The sequence below is a fragment of the Rhodovulum strictum genome, assembly GCF_009649175.1.
Lineage (GTDB): Bacteria > Pseudomonadota > Alphaproteobacteria > Rhodobacterales > Rhodobacteraceae > Rhodovulum > Rhodovulum strictum.
The window spans coordinates 100,731-112,452 of record NZ_WJPO01000006.1 but is presented as its reverse complement, the minus strand read 5'-3'; the positions used below and the strand labels follow the sequence as shown (position 1 = coordinate 112,452).

Here is an 11,722-nt window from a genome sequence, read left to right as displayed (position 1 = left end):
TGTCGGCCTGTTAACCGTTTCGAACATACAGAGGGAGTTTTGAATGAACATGCGTGTCACTCTTGCCGCCACACTTGTCGGTATCGTCTTCTCGACCGCTGCCGATGCAGCCACGTTCCTTTTCATCCGCGACGCGCAAACCATCGCGAATATCGGTCAAGCCACTACGCCAGAGGATCTCGTGAACCCGCCGCTGACAGCAGCGGGTGCGCAGCAGGCGCTGGAACTGGCCGATGCGCTGAAGGATCTGGACCTGACCGCGATCTATGTCAGCAGCTATCAGAGTGCGGTGCAGACCATCGCGCCGACGGCGGCCCGATTTGGTCTGACGCCGGTTGCCGAACCCGCGATCCGGGAATGGAGCTTTGGCGACGGGACGACGCCGCTCGACAATGCCGCGGTGTTTGCGATGTTCGGCGAATGGATCAGCGGGAACACGGCCGCCCGGATCGCAGGCGTGCCGGATTCCGAGTCGCTCGATGACTTGGCGGGGCGTGTCGTTCCTGCCTACCGGTCGATCTTCGATGCGCACAAGGATGAGGATGGCGTGGTGGCCATTGTCGGCCATGGCGGGTCGATCGGTTGGGCCATGCCCTATTTCGCCGAGAATGTTCCGCTTCTGTTTGCGTTGGCGAACAACCTGCGCAATACCGGCATCGTCGAGGTCCGGATGGACAGCGCAGGTCGGCCCGTGGTCGCAAACTGGGACGGCATCGCGTTTGAGATCGAGGAGCCGACGCCGGTGCCGTTGCCGGCAAGCGGGGTGATGCTGCTGGCGGCGCTGGGTGGCATCGGTGCGCTTCGCCGTCGCGTCCGCGCGGCCTGATCGCAAGGCTTGACGCTGCCGGGGCGCTTTTCCCGGCAGCGTGCCCGTTCAGCCCTGTTCGGCCAGCCAGCGCTCGACTTCCAGCGCGGCCATACAGCCCATGCCCGCCGAGGTGACGGCCTGGCGATACTTGTGATCGGTCAGATCCCCTGCGGCAAAGACGCCGGGGATCGAGGTGGCGGTGGAATCGGGCTGGGTCACGACATAGCCGCCCATATGGGTTTCCAACTGGCCCAGGACCAGTTCCGAGGCGGGCGCATGGCCGATCGCGATGAAGACGCCCTTGCACGGGATCTCGGTCACGGCGCCGGTATGGACATGGCGCACGCGGATGCCTTCGACGCCGGGCGGGGTGTCGGTGCCGACAATCTCGTCCAGCGAATGGTCCCACAGGATTTCCACCTTGGGATTGTTGAACAGCCGGTGCTGCAACACCTTTTCGGCGCGCAACTCGTCCCGGCGATGCACCAGCGTCACCTTGGACGCGAAGCGCGTCAGGAACAGGGCCTCCTCGACCGCCGCATTGCCGCCGCCGATCACCGCCACATCCTGTCCGCGATAGAAGAACCCGTCGCAGGTGGCGCAGGCGGAGACGCCGAAGCCCTTGAACTTCTCCTCGGACGGCAGGCCCAGCCATTTCGCCTGCGCCCCCGTGGCCAGGATCAGCGCGTCGCAGGTATAGGTGGTGCCGCTGTCACCCGTGGCGGTGAAGGGGCGTTTCGACAGGTCCAGCGCGGTGATGATGTCGGCCACGATCTCGGTGCCCATGGCGCGGGCATGGGCCTCCATCTTCTGCATCAGCTCGGGGCCCTGGATTTCCACCTCGCCGGGCCAGTTCTCGACCTCGGTGGTGATGGTCAACTGTCCGCCGGGCTGGATGCCCTGGATCAGCAGCGGTTCCAGCATCGCGCGGCTGGCATAGACGGCGGCGGTATAGCCCGCCGGACCCGAGCCGATGATCAGAACCTTGCTGTGCCGCGTCTCGCCCATCGGCCATTCTCCTGTCTTGCGGTGTTCCGCGCCGGGCCGGTATAGCCAGCGCCCCCGCCCCATGGAAGCCCTGCCGTGCCGATCCGCCGCAGCGTTGCGCCGGATGCGGGGTGGTTAAAATCTTGCGCAATGGTGAAACATTATTGCGCAGGACGCGTCCCGAACCTATGATCCGCAAAAATTCGAGGGGAGCAGCATGCCCGGAGCGAAGCTCGACGCGATCGACCGCATGATACTGGCCGAGTTGCAGGCCGATGGGCGCATGACCAATGTGGAACTGGCCCGCCGCGTCGGCATCTCGGCGCCGCCCTGTCTGCGCCGGGTGCGCACGCTGGAGGAGGCGGGCTTCATCCGCGGCTATCATGCCAATGTGGACAGCCGCGCGCTGGGCTTCGAGGTGCAGGTCTTTGCGATGGTCGGGCTGCAAAGCCAGGCCGAGGCCGATCTGACGAAATTCGAGAACCGCTGCCGGGCATGGCCCCTGGTGCGCGAGTGCCACATGCTGAATGGCGAGGTGGATTTCATCCTGAAATGCGTCGCCCCCGACCTCTCGACCTTTCAGAGCTTCCTGACCGAGGAACTGACGGCGGCCGAGAATGTCGCCTCGGTCAAGACCTCGCTGGTGATCCGCGGCGCCAAGGACGAGCCCGGCGTTCCCTTTGACGTGCTCGAGGAACGCCTTGCCCGCAAGGCCTGAGGCGGCGGTTCAGGCGGCGCGCATGCGCTCCATCTCGAAGGCGGTCAGCCGGGGCAGGGACATCGGCCCGAATCCCTCGAATCCGCACAGATGCGGGAAAAGCGCCAGAAAGCGCAGCCTCGCGGCCGGATCCATCAGGTCGGCAGCATTATCGCCCGGGTGATAGCTTTCGACCTCGATGCCATTGGCCATCAGGATGTGCTGCGCTTCCAGCGCCAGATGAAAGACCCGCGTCGGGCGCGTCACCTTCAGCCCGATCATGGCCATGCCGTCAGCAAAGGCCGAGGCCGGGCCGAATGCCTGTCCGGTGCCCAGGATGTCGTGACAGCCGGGGTGACGGAACAGCATTCGCGCGCGCGGCCCCAGGATCAGATCCGCCATTGGCCGCCCAAGCCCCAGACTGTCCGCCGTCACCCGCGTCAGCGTCGGTAGATCGCGGTTCAGGGCGCCCGCCATCGGCATAAGCACGGTCGAGCCCACCCACATCAGCCGCCGCGCCCCGGCATCGGCCGTGCTGAGGGTCATCCCCGGTTCCAGATCCTCGACCGCGACCGGCCCGGAGGGTGTCGCGATCAGCGTCCCGTGGGCGAAGGCGGCGAATGCCTCGTCGATATGCGGCTCGGCGGGCAGGGCGCGGATGAAATGCTGCGGATAGCCGTCAGGGCAAAGCCCGTTGACCTCGTAGCGGCGCATCAGCGATCCGTTCTGGCGCGGGTCCAGATGTGCGGTATAGCCGGGTGGAACGCCCGGGCGAACCATGGGCGTGTGGCGGTCGTGGAGTCCCATGCGATCAGTCCTTCCGGTCTGGTCACATCTGCAAGAGCCCCCACCCGTTATGCAGACAGACGATCGCCGAGACTGCCCAGATCCTGCCCTGTCTGTCAAAGCCGGGCTGCCCATTGCGCGGGTGTCCCCGGACAATGCGGGGGGCGGAGCGGTGATTGTCCGGGGCAGGGGAGCGGTGGGACAGGACCGGCCCGGCCGCGTGCGAATCGGCGATGCCGCGCTCAGAACTCTATGTGGCTACCCAGCGCCAGACCCAATGCGCCGTCCCTTTCCAGCCCGACAATGCCGCTGAGGGTGAGCCAGCCCCGATCGCCCACACGCCGCGCGACGGCGGGAACAAGGCGTAGCGTCTGATCGCCTTCGGCCGGATCCTCGAAGCGCATCTGGAGGCTGATCTGCGTGCGCTCGCTCAGGTTCAGCCCCAGTGTCAGGTCCAGCTTGTAACCCTCGGTCAGCGTAACGGGCAGGCCCGCAAAGGCGGGCGGTGCGGTGTCGGAGGCGGCGGAAAGTCCGAAGATCCCCCTGGCGTCCAGATTGACCCAGGCCCAGCCCAGCCCGGTTTCGAAACTGTGCCCCCAGCTCAGCCCCGGTTGCAGGACGGCCCCGACCTCGCCGCCGGGCGTGCCCGCTGCGCCGATCCCGAACTCGGCGGCCACGCGGCCCGGCAGCCAGTCGAATTCGCGCCCCATGCGCAGGAAGACCACCGCCTTCCAGTCATCGGCCGCCTCGCCCTTGCCCGCGTCCAGCCCCAGCGTCAGCCGCGGGGTGAGCCCGTATTCGCCATAGACCGAAGTATAGCCCGCCCGCGACCCGCCTGCCTCGGTGATCTCATGCGCGAAGGCCAGCATCGCCGCGCCCTCGTCGCGCAGCCACGCCCCGGCCGTGGCCATCGGTGCGGCGAGCGGCCAGAATGTCAGGGCCAAAAGGGCGCTGCGGCGCATCCGGGATTCCCTGAGGGGCGAGGTCCGCGCCAGAATAATCGCCCTGCCGTTGACCGATAGCCCCGGGTGCGATTTCTGCCGCGCGCGCGGTGCGGCGGCCACAGGGGCGTGCGCCGTTTTGGGCTGGGCAATCTGCGCCGCGCGCCCTATGCTGCGGCGCAGCGGAAAGGTGCGGGGGGCGGACATGACCGGCACGATCATCACCATCGCGCAGCAGAAGGGCGGCTCGGGCAAGACCACGCTCGCGGCCAATCTTGCCGTGGCCTATGCCAGCCGGGGGCTGGGTGTTGCGCTGATCGACACCGATCCGCAGGGCAGTCTGGGACGCTGGTTCATGGCCCGGATCAAGGGGCGCGAGATGTCCGACATGGAGTTTTCCACCGCCTCGGCCTGGGGCGTGGAATATGAATGCGCCAAGCTTGCCCGTGCCCATGACATCGTGCTGATCGACACGCCCCCCAAGGCCGACAGCGATCTGCGCCCCGCGCTGCGCGCCGCCGATCTGGTGCTTGTCCCCGTGGCGGTCAGCCATGTGGACCTGTGGGCGACCGAAGGCGTTCTCGATCTGGCCCGGCGCGAGGACAAGGCGGCGCTGGTGGTGCTGAACCGGATCAAGGCGGGCACGCGGCTGGCCGCCGAGGTCGCCGAGACTGCGGCAGGGCTTGCCGCCACGCTGGCCGAGGCACGGTTGGCCAACCGCGTCGTCTATGCCGAGACGCTGGGCCATGGCCAGGGTGTGCAGGAAGCCGCGCGGCGCGGCCCGGCCGCCGCCGAGATAGCCGCGCTGGCCGACGAGGTGCTGGCCTTCGCGCGGGGATGATTTGCGTCAAGGTTGCATCTTCCCGCCTTTGCCATTCTAGATGGGCAGAGAGAGGGCAGACCCAATGTACAACAACATACTCGTTCCCGTAGCCGTCGATCACGGCCCGAATCTCGACGAGGTGATCGCACTGGCGCGCAGGTTGCGCGCGGCCGATGGCCGGATCACCGTCCTGACCGTGGCCGAGGCGATCCCGCCCTATGTGGCGCAATATCTTGCCGAGGATCAGGAGGCCCAGACCCGCGAGGCGATCCGCGCCGATCTGGCCGGCGATCTTCAGGACGCCCCCGATGTCGAGACCCGCGTGGTCACGGGCCATGCCGGCATCACCATCGTCGATTATGCCGAGCATCATGACATCGACTGCATCGTGATGCAGTCGCACCGTCCGGGGCTGAAGGATTACTTCCTCGGCTCGACTGCCGCCCGGGTGGTGCGCCACGCGCCCTGCTCGGTGCATGTGCTGCGCTAGTTCCAAGAGGCCCAAGGAGAGGTTTCCATGCCCACCATTTCGCGCGATGCCGAGTTGCAGACCGTCATCACCACCTTCGAGGTGACCCCCGGCACCTGCCAGGATCTGCTGGACGAGTTGCAGGACGCCTATCGGAACTTCATCTCGAAACAGCCGGGCTTCATCGGCGCAGGGCTGCATGTGAACGATGCGCAGACCCGGATCGCCAATTATTCGCAATGGCAGCGGCGCGACGATTTCCAGGCGATGCTGCGCTCGGACGAGATGCGCGCGCGCAATCGCCGCTTTGCCGAACTGTGCAAGAATTTCGAGCCGGTGATGTATGAGGTGTTCGACAGCTTCAACTGACGGCGGCGTGACCGGCGTCAATGCGCCGGCCCGCGCCCGAACAGACAATCCGCAGGCCATGCCAGACCCGGAGGTTCCGCCGATGCCGTCGCTTGCCCGTTCCGCAGCCCTTGCCCTGGCGGTGGCGCTTGCCCCCGTTGCCGCCGCCGCGCAGCAGCTTGTCGGTGAATATGTCGCCGTCATCGGCCCGCAGGATCTGTACAATTCGCGCGGCGAGCGGTTGACCGAGCCTTGGCAGATCCTGCGCCAGGACCGCGCCAATTTCCACCGCTTCGGGCGGCGCGATCCGGGCGACGAGGGCGATCCGTTCTTCGCAGACGCGAACAATCGTGCGGCAATGGAACGGATGCTGATAGGTGGCCGGATCGACCCGGCTGCCGCGCGTGCCATCCTTGCAGGCGGTGCGATGGTCGTGGTGCGGATCTGGGGGCAGGGCGGACGCGGCGACTACGTCACCGTCGACGTCTGGCGCTGAGCGCCGCGACCAGCGCCGCCGCTTCGCGCAGTACCAGCCAGGCATGGCGATGCGGCCGTCCGATGCCGTGGCGCGGCGCCGCCGGGACCACGCGCAACCCGGCCCGCGCCGCCAGAAGACGCGCCCGCGGCAGATGGTAGTAATCGCTGACCAGCGTCACCCGGACGATGCCCAACCCGGCCAGAATCTCGGCCGAAAAGGCAATGTTCTCGGCGGTGTTGCGGGCGGACTGTTCCAGCACGATCCGGTCTTCGGGCACCCCTTCGGCGCGGCAGATCGCGGCGATCGCCTGCGCCTCGCCCTGCGCGCCGCTGGCCAGCACCATCGCCCCCGGTGCCGCCCGCCACAGCGCCGCCCCATGACGGGCACGCCGTACCAGCGCCGCGCCGGGCGTGCCGTCGGGCCGCATCGCCGCGCCCAGGATCAGGATCGCATGTCCCATGCGCCAGGCGCCCGCGCCGTCCCTACTGGATCATGCCCCAGCACTGGAACACCGCGTTGATGGCCACGCGCGAACCGCTGAGCGAGAACCGGGCAAAGGGTCGCGACATGCCCTGTTCATAGACCGCCACCGCATTGCCCGCCTGCAATTCCCGCAGGAAGCGCCGCGTCGCAAGATCCTCGCTGAAGAAGAACGAGATCGCGGTTCCGCCCGCCGTCGCCTCGATCGTCCAGCGCGAGCGGTCGATGTCGATCACGATGGGGAAATAGGCATGTCCGCCGAAATCCCAGCCATCATCCATGATATACATCGCCGCCGCCCCGTCCGAGAACAGCGTGATGTCGAACGAGGTGCCCTCTCGGTTGACGGTTGCCGCCTCGCACCAGTCCGCGCCGGTGAAGTCATTGCGCACATAGGAAACGTGCCAAGCCCCCTGACGCAGCAGCACCTCTTCGGTGAACTGCGCCGCGGCGGGCGGGGCGACAAGACAGAGCGCGACAAGCGCGGAAGACAGGCGGACAGACGGCATCTTTTCTCTCCCCGGATATGGCCGCTGCGGGGCGGGGCGAAAGCCCACACGACCGCGGACCGCCATCCAGCCATCCCGCGCCCAAGGCGCCCCACTCCCCGATGTCATACTGAAGCAACCCTGCCGGGCCACATTGACCGTCGTCAATCCCGCAAACGGATGCATGCCCGTGGCCAATCGTCTGCGGGCTGGCGTAGGGTGGGTGAAACCCTCCGGTGCGGGCAATGGCGGTCGGATCGGTGGGTTGGCATCCACCCTGCGCCTCTTGTCAGGCCGCCACCACTTCGGCGCATTCCTCGACGAGATAGGCGAAATAGTCCTTCTCGAAATGCGTTGCGCTCATCAGCAGCGCGACCATGAATTTCAGTTTTGTCGACGCATCCCGTGCATTCGTCGGCCGCGTTTCAAGGATTGCATTTTCCAGTTCCTGCATCTGGTATTTCAGCAGCATGATCCGGCTCTCGATGGCATCCAGTTCGCGAATATCGCGATCCGATCCGTTCATCACCACGCTTTTGCCGTGCAGGGGCAGGGCGCTGCCAAAGGTGTTGCGGGCCAGCATGCTGCGTCGGGCGACGCGGTCCGGCGAAAGCGGTCCGGTCCCCGCCGGGGCGGCCTCGGCCGCGCCGGGAAAAAGGCTGGTGGTGGTCCCTTCGGTCGGGCGGGCGGTGGCAGTCCGGCGCGAGATCCGGCGGCCCATTTCCGATTGTTCTTCAAGAGCTTCGGCGCAAAGCTGCTCGAAATACCCGTAGTCCAGGATCAGGGATTGCAAGCCCCGTCCCCTGCCACCGGACACGGGATGGTTTGGTGAAAACGTATCTTGGCCGACCGGGCTCGCGTTCTGCGCAGACATGCCCAACCCCTCGTTCTGTTACTTGCTAAGGCGGGGCGGCATTGTCCGCCCTCTGAATAAGCCGTTTTTCGCCTATATGGTCGCGTCAGGGGCGACTCAACCTGTCTTTTTCGGTATTCAGGGTTGTTAAGCTTTATGAATTCCAGAAATAATGTCTAGGAATCAAGGCCCGATTGCAGGGCTGCCCACCGACCCGAGGTGGGCGCCTTGGGTCTGGCTGTCGCAGAAAAGACACAGCGTCGTGGCGAGGCTGGACCCTGTTCCCCTCGTCCGTCCCTTGGGGCCGCGTTGTCCCCCCTTTCGGGCCCGATGGCGACCAAGGCATTCTAGGGGCAACCCCGGTCGCCTCGGCCTTGGGCAACATGGCTGTCAGGCACGATTCGCGCCGCGCGGCCGACCCTGCCGTGCCTAACGGCGTCCCCGTTTCCCGCCGCGTTGTCCCGCCCGCCCCGCCGTCGACCGCCCCTTGGTCCCCACGGCGGCCTCTACCGCCTCGTCTACGGCCGATTGCCGGGCCAGCGGGTCGTCGGACAGCACCAGATCGACCGCTTCCAGCCGCTTGATCTCGTCGCGCAAGCGCGCCGCTTCCTCGAATTCCAGGTTCTCGGCGGCCTTGCGCATCGCCGCCCGCAACCCGTCCAGATGCGCTTCGAGATTGGCGCCGTGCATCGGCTTGTCCACCCTTGCGGTGACGCGCGCCATGTCGGTATCGCCCTGATAAAGCCCGGCAAGAATATCATCGACATTCTTCTTCACCGTCTCGGGCGTGATTCCGTGCGCAATGTTATAGGCAATCTGCTTTTCCCGCCGCCGCTCCGTCTCGCGCAACGCGCGTTCCATGCTGCCGGTGATCCGGTCGGCATACATGATGACCCGTCCCTCGGCATTGCGCGCCGCACGACCGATGGTCTGGATCAGCGAGGTTTCGGAGCGCAGGAACCCCTCCTTGTCGGCATCCAGAATGGCAACGAGTCCGCATTCGGGAATATCCAGCCCCTCGCGCAGCAGGTTGATCCCGACCAGAACATCGAATGCCCCAAGCCGCAAATCGCGCAGGATCTCGATCCGCTCGATGGTGTCGATATCCGAATGCATATAGCGCACGCGAATGCCCTGTTCATGCAGGTACTCGGTCAGATCCTCGGCCATGCGTTTTGTCAGCGTGGTGCAAAGCGTGCGGAAGCCGCGCGCCGCGACCTTGCGCACCTCGTCCAGCAGATCATCCACCTGCATCTCGACCGGCCGGATTTCCACCTGCGGATCCAGCAGCCCGGTGGGCCGGATCACCTGCTCGACAAAGACGCCGCCGGTCTGTTCCAGTTCCCAGCCGGCCGGGGTCGCCGAGACAAAGACCGATTGCGGCCGCATCGCGTCCCATTCCTCGAACTTCAGCGGGCGGTTGTCGGTGCAGGAGGGCAGCCGGAACCCGTGCTCGGCCAGCGTGAACTTGCGCCGGAAGTCGCCGCGATACATGCCGCCGATCTGGGGCACGGTGACATGGGATTCATCCGCGAAAACAATGGCATTGTCTGGGATGAACTCGAACAGCGTGGGGGGCGGCTCGCCCGGTGCGCGGCCCGTCAGATAGCGCGAATAATTCTCGATGCCGTTGCAGACCCCGGTGGCTTCCAGCATTTCCAGATCGAAATTCGTTCGCTGTTCCAGCCTTTGCGCTTCCAGCAACTTGCCCTCCTGCACGAACTGGTCCAGCCGCTGGCGCAACTCCTTGCGGATCGCGTGGATCGCCTGCTGCATCGTCGGCCGGGGCGTGACGTAGTGGGAATTGGCGTAGATCCGGATGCGCTCGAAACTGTCGGTCTTCTGTCCCGTCAGCGGGTCGAATTCTGTGATGCTTTCCAGTTCCTCGCCGAAGAACGACATCCGCCAGGCGCGATCCTCGAGGTGGGCGGGCCACAGTTCCAGAACGTCACCGCGCACCCGGAAACTGCCGCGCTGAAACCCCTGATCGTTGCGTCGGTATTGCTGGGCGACCAGATCGCCGATCACCTTGCGCTGGTCATAGCTTTCCCCGACCTTCAGATCCTGGGTCATCGCGCCATAGGTCTCGACGCTGCCGATACCGTAGATGCACGAGACCGAGGCCACGATGATCACGTCATCCCGTTCCAGAAGCGCGCGCGTCGCGGAATGGCGCATCCGGTCGATCTGTTCGTTGATCTGGGATTCCTTTTCTATGTAGGTGTCCGAACGCGGCACGTAGGCTTCGGGCTGGTAATAGTCGTAATAGCTGACGAAATACTCGACCGCGTTCTCGGGGAAAAAGCCCTTGAACTCGCCATACAATTGCGCGGCCAGCGTCTTGTTGGGGGCAAGGATGATCGCCGGGCGCTGGGTTTCCTCGATCACCTTGGCCATGGTGAAGGTCTTGCCCGTGCCGGTCGCGCCCAGCAGCACCTGATCGCGGTCGCCGGCCGTCACACCCCCGGCCAGCGCGGCGATGGCGGCGGGCTGGTCGCCTGCGGGCTGGAATTCGGTGCGCATCACGAAGCGCCGACCGCCTTCCAGCTTTTCGCGCGGGCGGGCAAGACCGGAAAAGGCGTCGGGGGCGATCGTTTCGGTCGTTTGCGACATGGCGGCGATTCCTCGGAAGCGTGGTGCAGACTTGACCCGCGGGGCGCGGCGTTCAAGAGGGATGCATCTCTGTATCCTGCGGTATGCCGGGGCTTGAAGCCCCGGGCTCAAGCCCCCATAAAGGCGGGAAGGACAATAGCGGAGGACAGAATGCCCATGCGCGCCCGCATCTACCAGCCTGCGAAAACCGCCATGCAATCCGGCCAGGCCAAGACCCATCACTGGGTTCTGGATTTCGCTCCCGCCAGCCCGCGCGCGATCGACCCCCTGATGGGCTGGACCAGTTCCGCCGACACCCAGGCACAGGTCCGGCTGCGCTTTGACAGCCGCGAGGCCGCCGAGGATTACGCGCGCCGCCACGGCATCGACGCGGTCGTGATCCGCCCGAAAAGCCGCAAGCCGGTCGTTCGGCCGATGGGCTATGCCGAGAACTTCGCCGTCAACCGCCGTGGGGCGTGGACCCACTGAGGGTCGTGTCAATCCGTGCCCTTGGCGCCGAACGCTCCCCGACCCGGCCAAGGATAGTGGGGGCGTGGGATGCGTGTTGGCGATAAAGTTTAGTGAAAGCAATGGGATGCGGAATCGGAACGCGCTTGCGAACCGCGGTCCGAACCGGTATCACAATGAACAGGGCCCCGTAGCTCAACTGGATAGAGCACCTGACTTCTAATCAGGATGTTGGGCGTTCGAGTCGTCCCGGGGTCGCCATTCCTTGTCCCGTGTCGTGCCGTTCGGGATTGCGGGCATGGCTGGCAGCCTGTTGGCCCTTATATGATCTCGAAGGTTCCGCCGCAGATGCGGGATCCATCCCCTGGCGGATCAGCCCGAACGGCATGGAATAGCGGCAGCTTTCACCGGTGCGATCACCGACATGCCGTCATCCAGCACGGCAACAAATCTCATGCGGTTTCACTGGCCAGCCATGCCGAACTTTGTCAGCATGAACCGGAT

Annotated in this window: 14 protein-coding genes and 1 tRNA gene; 8 read left to right on the top strand and 7 right to left on the bottom strand. The window is 65.6% G+C overall.

What is annotated here, in order from left to right:
• The first annotated feature begins 43 nt into the window (after positions 1-43).
• Positions 44-826, top strand: coding sequence for a histidine phosphatase family protein (locus GH815_RS06075; RefSeq protein ID WP_153747914.1), 783 nt, complete (start codon positions 44-46; stop codon positions 824-826).
• Between the two features lie 48 nt (positions 827-874).
• Here GH815_RS06075 and trxB read toward each other — a convergent pair whose 3' ends face one another.
• Positions 875-1,816: a thioredoxin-disulfide reductase gene (trxB, locus tag GH815_RS06070; RefSeq protein ID WP_153747861.1), complete on the bottom strand. Its 942-nt coding sequence runs from the start codon at positions 1,814-1,816 to the stop codon at positions 875-877.
• A 196-nt stretch (positions 1,817-2,012) separates the two neighbouring features.
• On the opposite strand from trxB, the gene GH815_RS06065 reads away from it, so the two are divergent.
• Positions 2,013-2,513 carry an Lrp/AsnC family transcriptional regulator gene (locus tag GH815_RS06065; protein ID WP_153747860.1) on the top strand — a complete coding sequence of 167 codons (501 nt, stop codon included), beginning with the start codon at positions 2,013-2,015 and terminating at the stop codon, positions 2,511-2,513.
• 9 nt (positions 2,514-2,522) lie between these two features.
• Here GH815_RS06065 and GH815_RS06060 read toward each other — a convergent pair whose 3' ends face one another.
• Positions 2,523-3,299 (bottom strand): Hint domain-containing protein, encoded by a 777-nt coding sequence (locus GH815_RS06060; protein WP_170290300.1) that lies wholly within the window; start codon positions 3,297-3,299, stop codon positions 2,523-2,525.
• Between the two features lie 221 nt (positions 3,300-3,520).
• Complete coding sequence (locus tag GH815_RS06055) at positions 3,521-4,240, bottom strand: hypothetical protein (RefSeq protein ID WP_153747858.1); 720 nt, start codon at positions 4,238-4,240, stop codon at positions 3,521-3,523.
• Between the two features lie 184 nt (positions 4,241-4,424).
• Here GH815_RS06055 and parA point away from each other — a divergent pair, with 184 nt between their 5' ends.
• The 4 genes from parA (at position 4,425) to GH815_RS06035 (ending at position 6,355) form a co-directional block, all read left to right on the top strand.
• Positions 4,425-5,060 (top strand): ParA family partition ATPase, encoded by a 636-nt coding sequence (parA, locus tag GH815_RS06050; RefSeq protein WP_153747857.1) that lies wholly within the window; start codon positions 4,425-4,427, stop codon positions 5,058-5,060.
• Positions 5,061-5,124: 64 nt separating this feature from the next.
• Positions 5,125-5,532, top strand: coding sequence for a universal stress protein (locus GH815_RS06045; RefSeq protein ID WP_153747856.1), 408 nt, complete (start codon positions 5,125-5,127; stop codon positions 5,530-5,532).
• Positions 5,533-5,559: 27 nt separating this feature from the next.
• A complete protein-coding gene (locus GH815_RS06040; RefSeq protein WP_153747855.1) occupies positions 5,560-5,880 on the top strand; it encodes an antibiotic biosynthesis monooxygenase family protein in 321 nt (106 codons plus the stop codon).
• A gap of 82 nt (positions 5,881-5,962) precedes the next feature.
• Positions 5,963-6,355, top strand: a complete 393-nt coding sequence (locus tag GH815_RS06035; RefSeq protein WP_153747854.1) for a hypothetical protein — start codon at positions 5,963-5,965, stop codon at positions 6,353-6,355.
• On the opposite strand, the gene GH815_RS06030 is transcribed toward GH815_RS06035, so the two are convergent.
• From GH815_RS06030 to uvrB, 4 genes are all read right to left on the bottom strand, one after another.
• Positions 6,333-6,797, bottom strand: a complete 465-nt coding sequence (locus GH815_RS06030; protein ID WP_153747853.1) for a YdcF family protein — start codon at positions 6,795-6,797, stop codon at positions 6,333-6,335. The genes GH815_RS06035 and GH815_RS06030 overlap by 23 nt on opposite strands.
• A 22-nt stretch (positions 6,798-6,819) precedes the next feature.
• Positions 6,820-7,326 carry a hypothetical protein gene (locus GH815_RS06025; RefSeq protein WP_153747852.1) on the bottom strand — a complete coding sequence of 169 codons (507 nt, stop codon included), beginning with the start codon at positions 7,324-7,326 and terminating at the stop codon, positions 6,820-6,822.
• 268 nt (positions 7,327-7,594) lie between these two features.
• Positions 7,595-8,098, bottom strand: coding sequence for a hypothetical protein (locus GH815_RS06020; RefSeq protein ID WP_153747851.1), 504 nt, complete (start codon positions 8,096-8,098; stop codon positions 7,595-7,597).
• A 489-nt stretch (positions 8,099-8,587) separates the two neighbouring features.
• Positions 8,588-10,771 (bottom strand): excinuclease ABC subunit UvrB, encoded by a 2,184-nt coding sequence (uvrB, locus tag GH815_RS06015; RefSeq protein WP_153747850.1) that lies wholly within the window; start codon positions 10,769-10,771, stop codon positions 8,588-8,590.
• A 156-nt stretch (positions 10,772-10,927) separates the two neighbouring features.
• On the opposite strand from uvrB, the gene GH815_RS06010 reads away from it, so the two are divergent.
• Together GH815_RS06010 and GH815_RS06005 are read left to right on the top strand one after the other, a co-directional pair.
• The gene (locus GH815_RS06010) at positions 10,928-11,239 is read left to right on the top strand and encodes an ETC complex I subunit (RefSeq protein WP_153747913.1); all 312 of its coding nucleotides are present in this window, start codon (positions 10,928-10,930) and stop codon (positions 11,237-11,239) included.
• A gap of 163 nt (positions 11,240-11,402) precedes the next feature.
• Positions 11,403-11,479: transfer RNA gene (locus tag GH815_RS06005), tRNA-Arg, on the top strand.
• Positions 11,480-11,722 lie beyond the last annotated feature (243 nt).

What these genes read in the sequence shown, in the direction of transcription:
- GH815_RS06075 (WP_153747914.1), top strand. Translation starts at nt 44, where the DNA reads ATGAACATGCGTGTCACTCTTGCCGCCACACTTGTCGGTATCGTCTTC.
- trxB (WP_153747861.1), bottom strand. Translation starts at nt 1,816, where the DNA reads ATGGGCGAGACGCGGCACAGCAAGGTTCTGATCATCGGCTCGGGTCCG.
- GH815_RS06065 (WP_153747860.1), top strand. Translation starts at nt 2,013, where the DNA reads ATGCCCGGAGCGAAGCTCGACGCGATCGACCGCATGATACTGGCCGAG.
- GH815_RS06060 (WP_170290300.1), bottom strand. Translation starts at nt 3,299, where the DNA reads ATGGGACTCCACGACCGCCACACGCCCATGGTTCGCCCGGGCGTTCCA.
- GH815_RS06055 (WP_153747858.1), bottom strand. Translation starts at nt 4,240, where the DNA reads ATGCGCCGCAGCGCCCTTTTGGCCCTGACATTCTGGCCGCTCGCCGCA.
- parA (WP_153747857.1), top strand. Translation starts at nt 4,425, where the DNA reads ATGACCGGCACGATCATCACCATCGCGCAGCAGAAGGGCGGCTCGGGC.
- GH815_RS06045 (WP_153747856.1), top strand. Translation starts at nt 5,125, where the DNA reads ATGTACAACAACATACTCGTTCCCGTAGCCGTCGATCACGGCCCGAAT.
- GH815_RS06040 (WP_153747855.1), top strand. Translation starts at nt 5,560, where the DNA reads ATGCCCACCATTTCGCGCGATGCCGAGTTGCAGACCGTCATCACCACC.
- GH815_RS06035 (WP_153747854.1), top strand. Translation starts at nt 5,963, where the DNA reads ATGCCGTCGCTTGCCCGTTCCGCAGCCCTTGCCCTGGCGGTGGCGCTT.
- GH815_RS06030 (WP_153747853.1), bottom strand. Translation starts at nt 6,797, where the DNA reads ATGGGACATGCGATCCTGATCCTGGGCGCGGCGATGCGGCCCGACGGC.
- GH815_RS06025 (WP_153747852.1), bottom strand. Translation starts at nt 7,326, where the DNA reads ATGCCGTCTGTCCGCCTGTCTTCCGCGCTTGTCGCGCTCTGTCTTGTC.
- uvrB (WP_153747850.1), bottom strand. Translation starts at nt 10,771, where the DNA reads ATGTCGCAAACGACCGAAACGATCGCCCCCGACGCCTTTTCCGGTCTT.
- GH815_RS06010 (WP_153747913.1), top strand. Translation starts at nt 10,928, where the DNA reads ATGCGCGCCCGCATCTACCAGCCTGCGAAAACCGCCATGCAATCCGGC.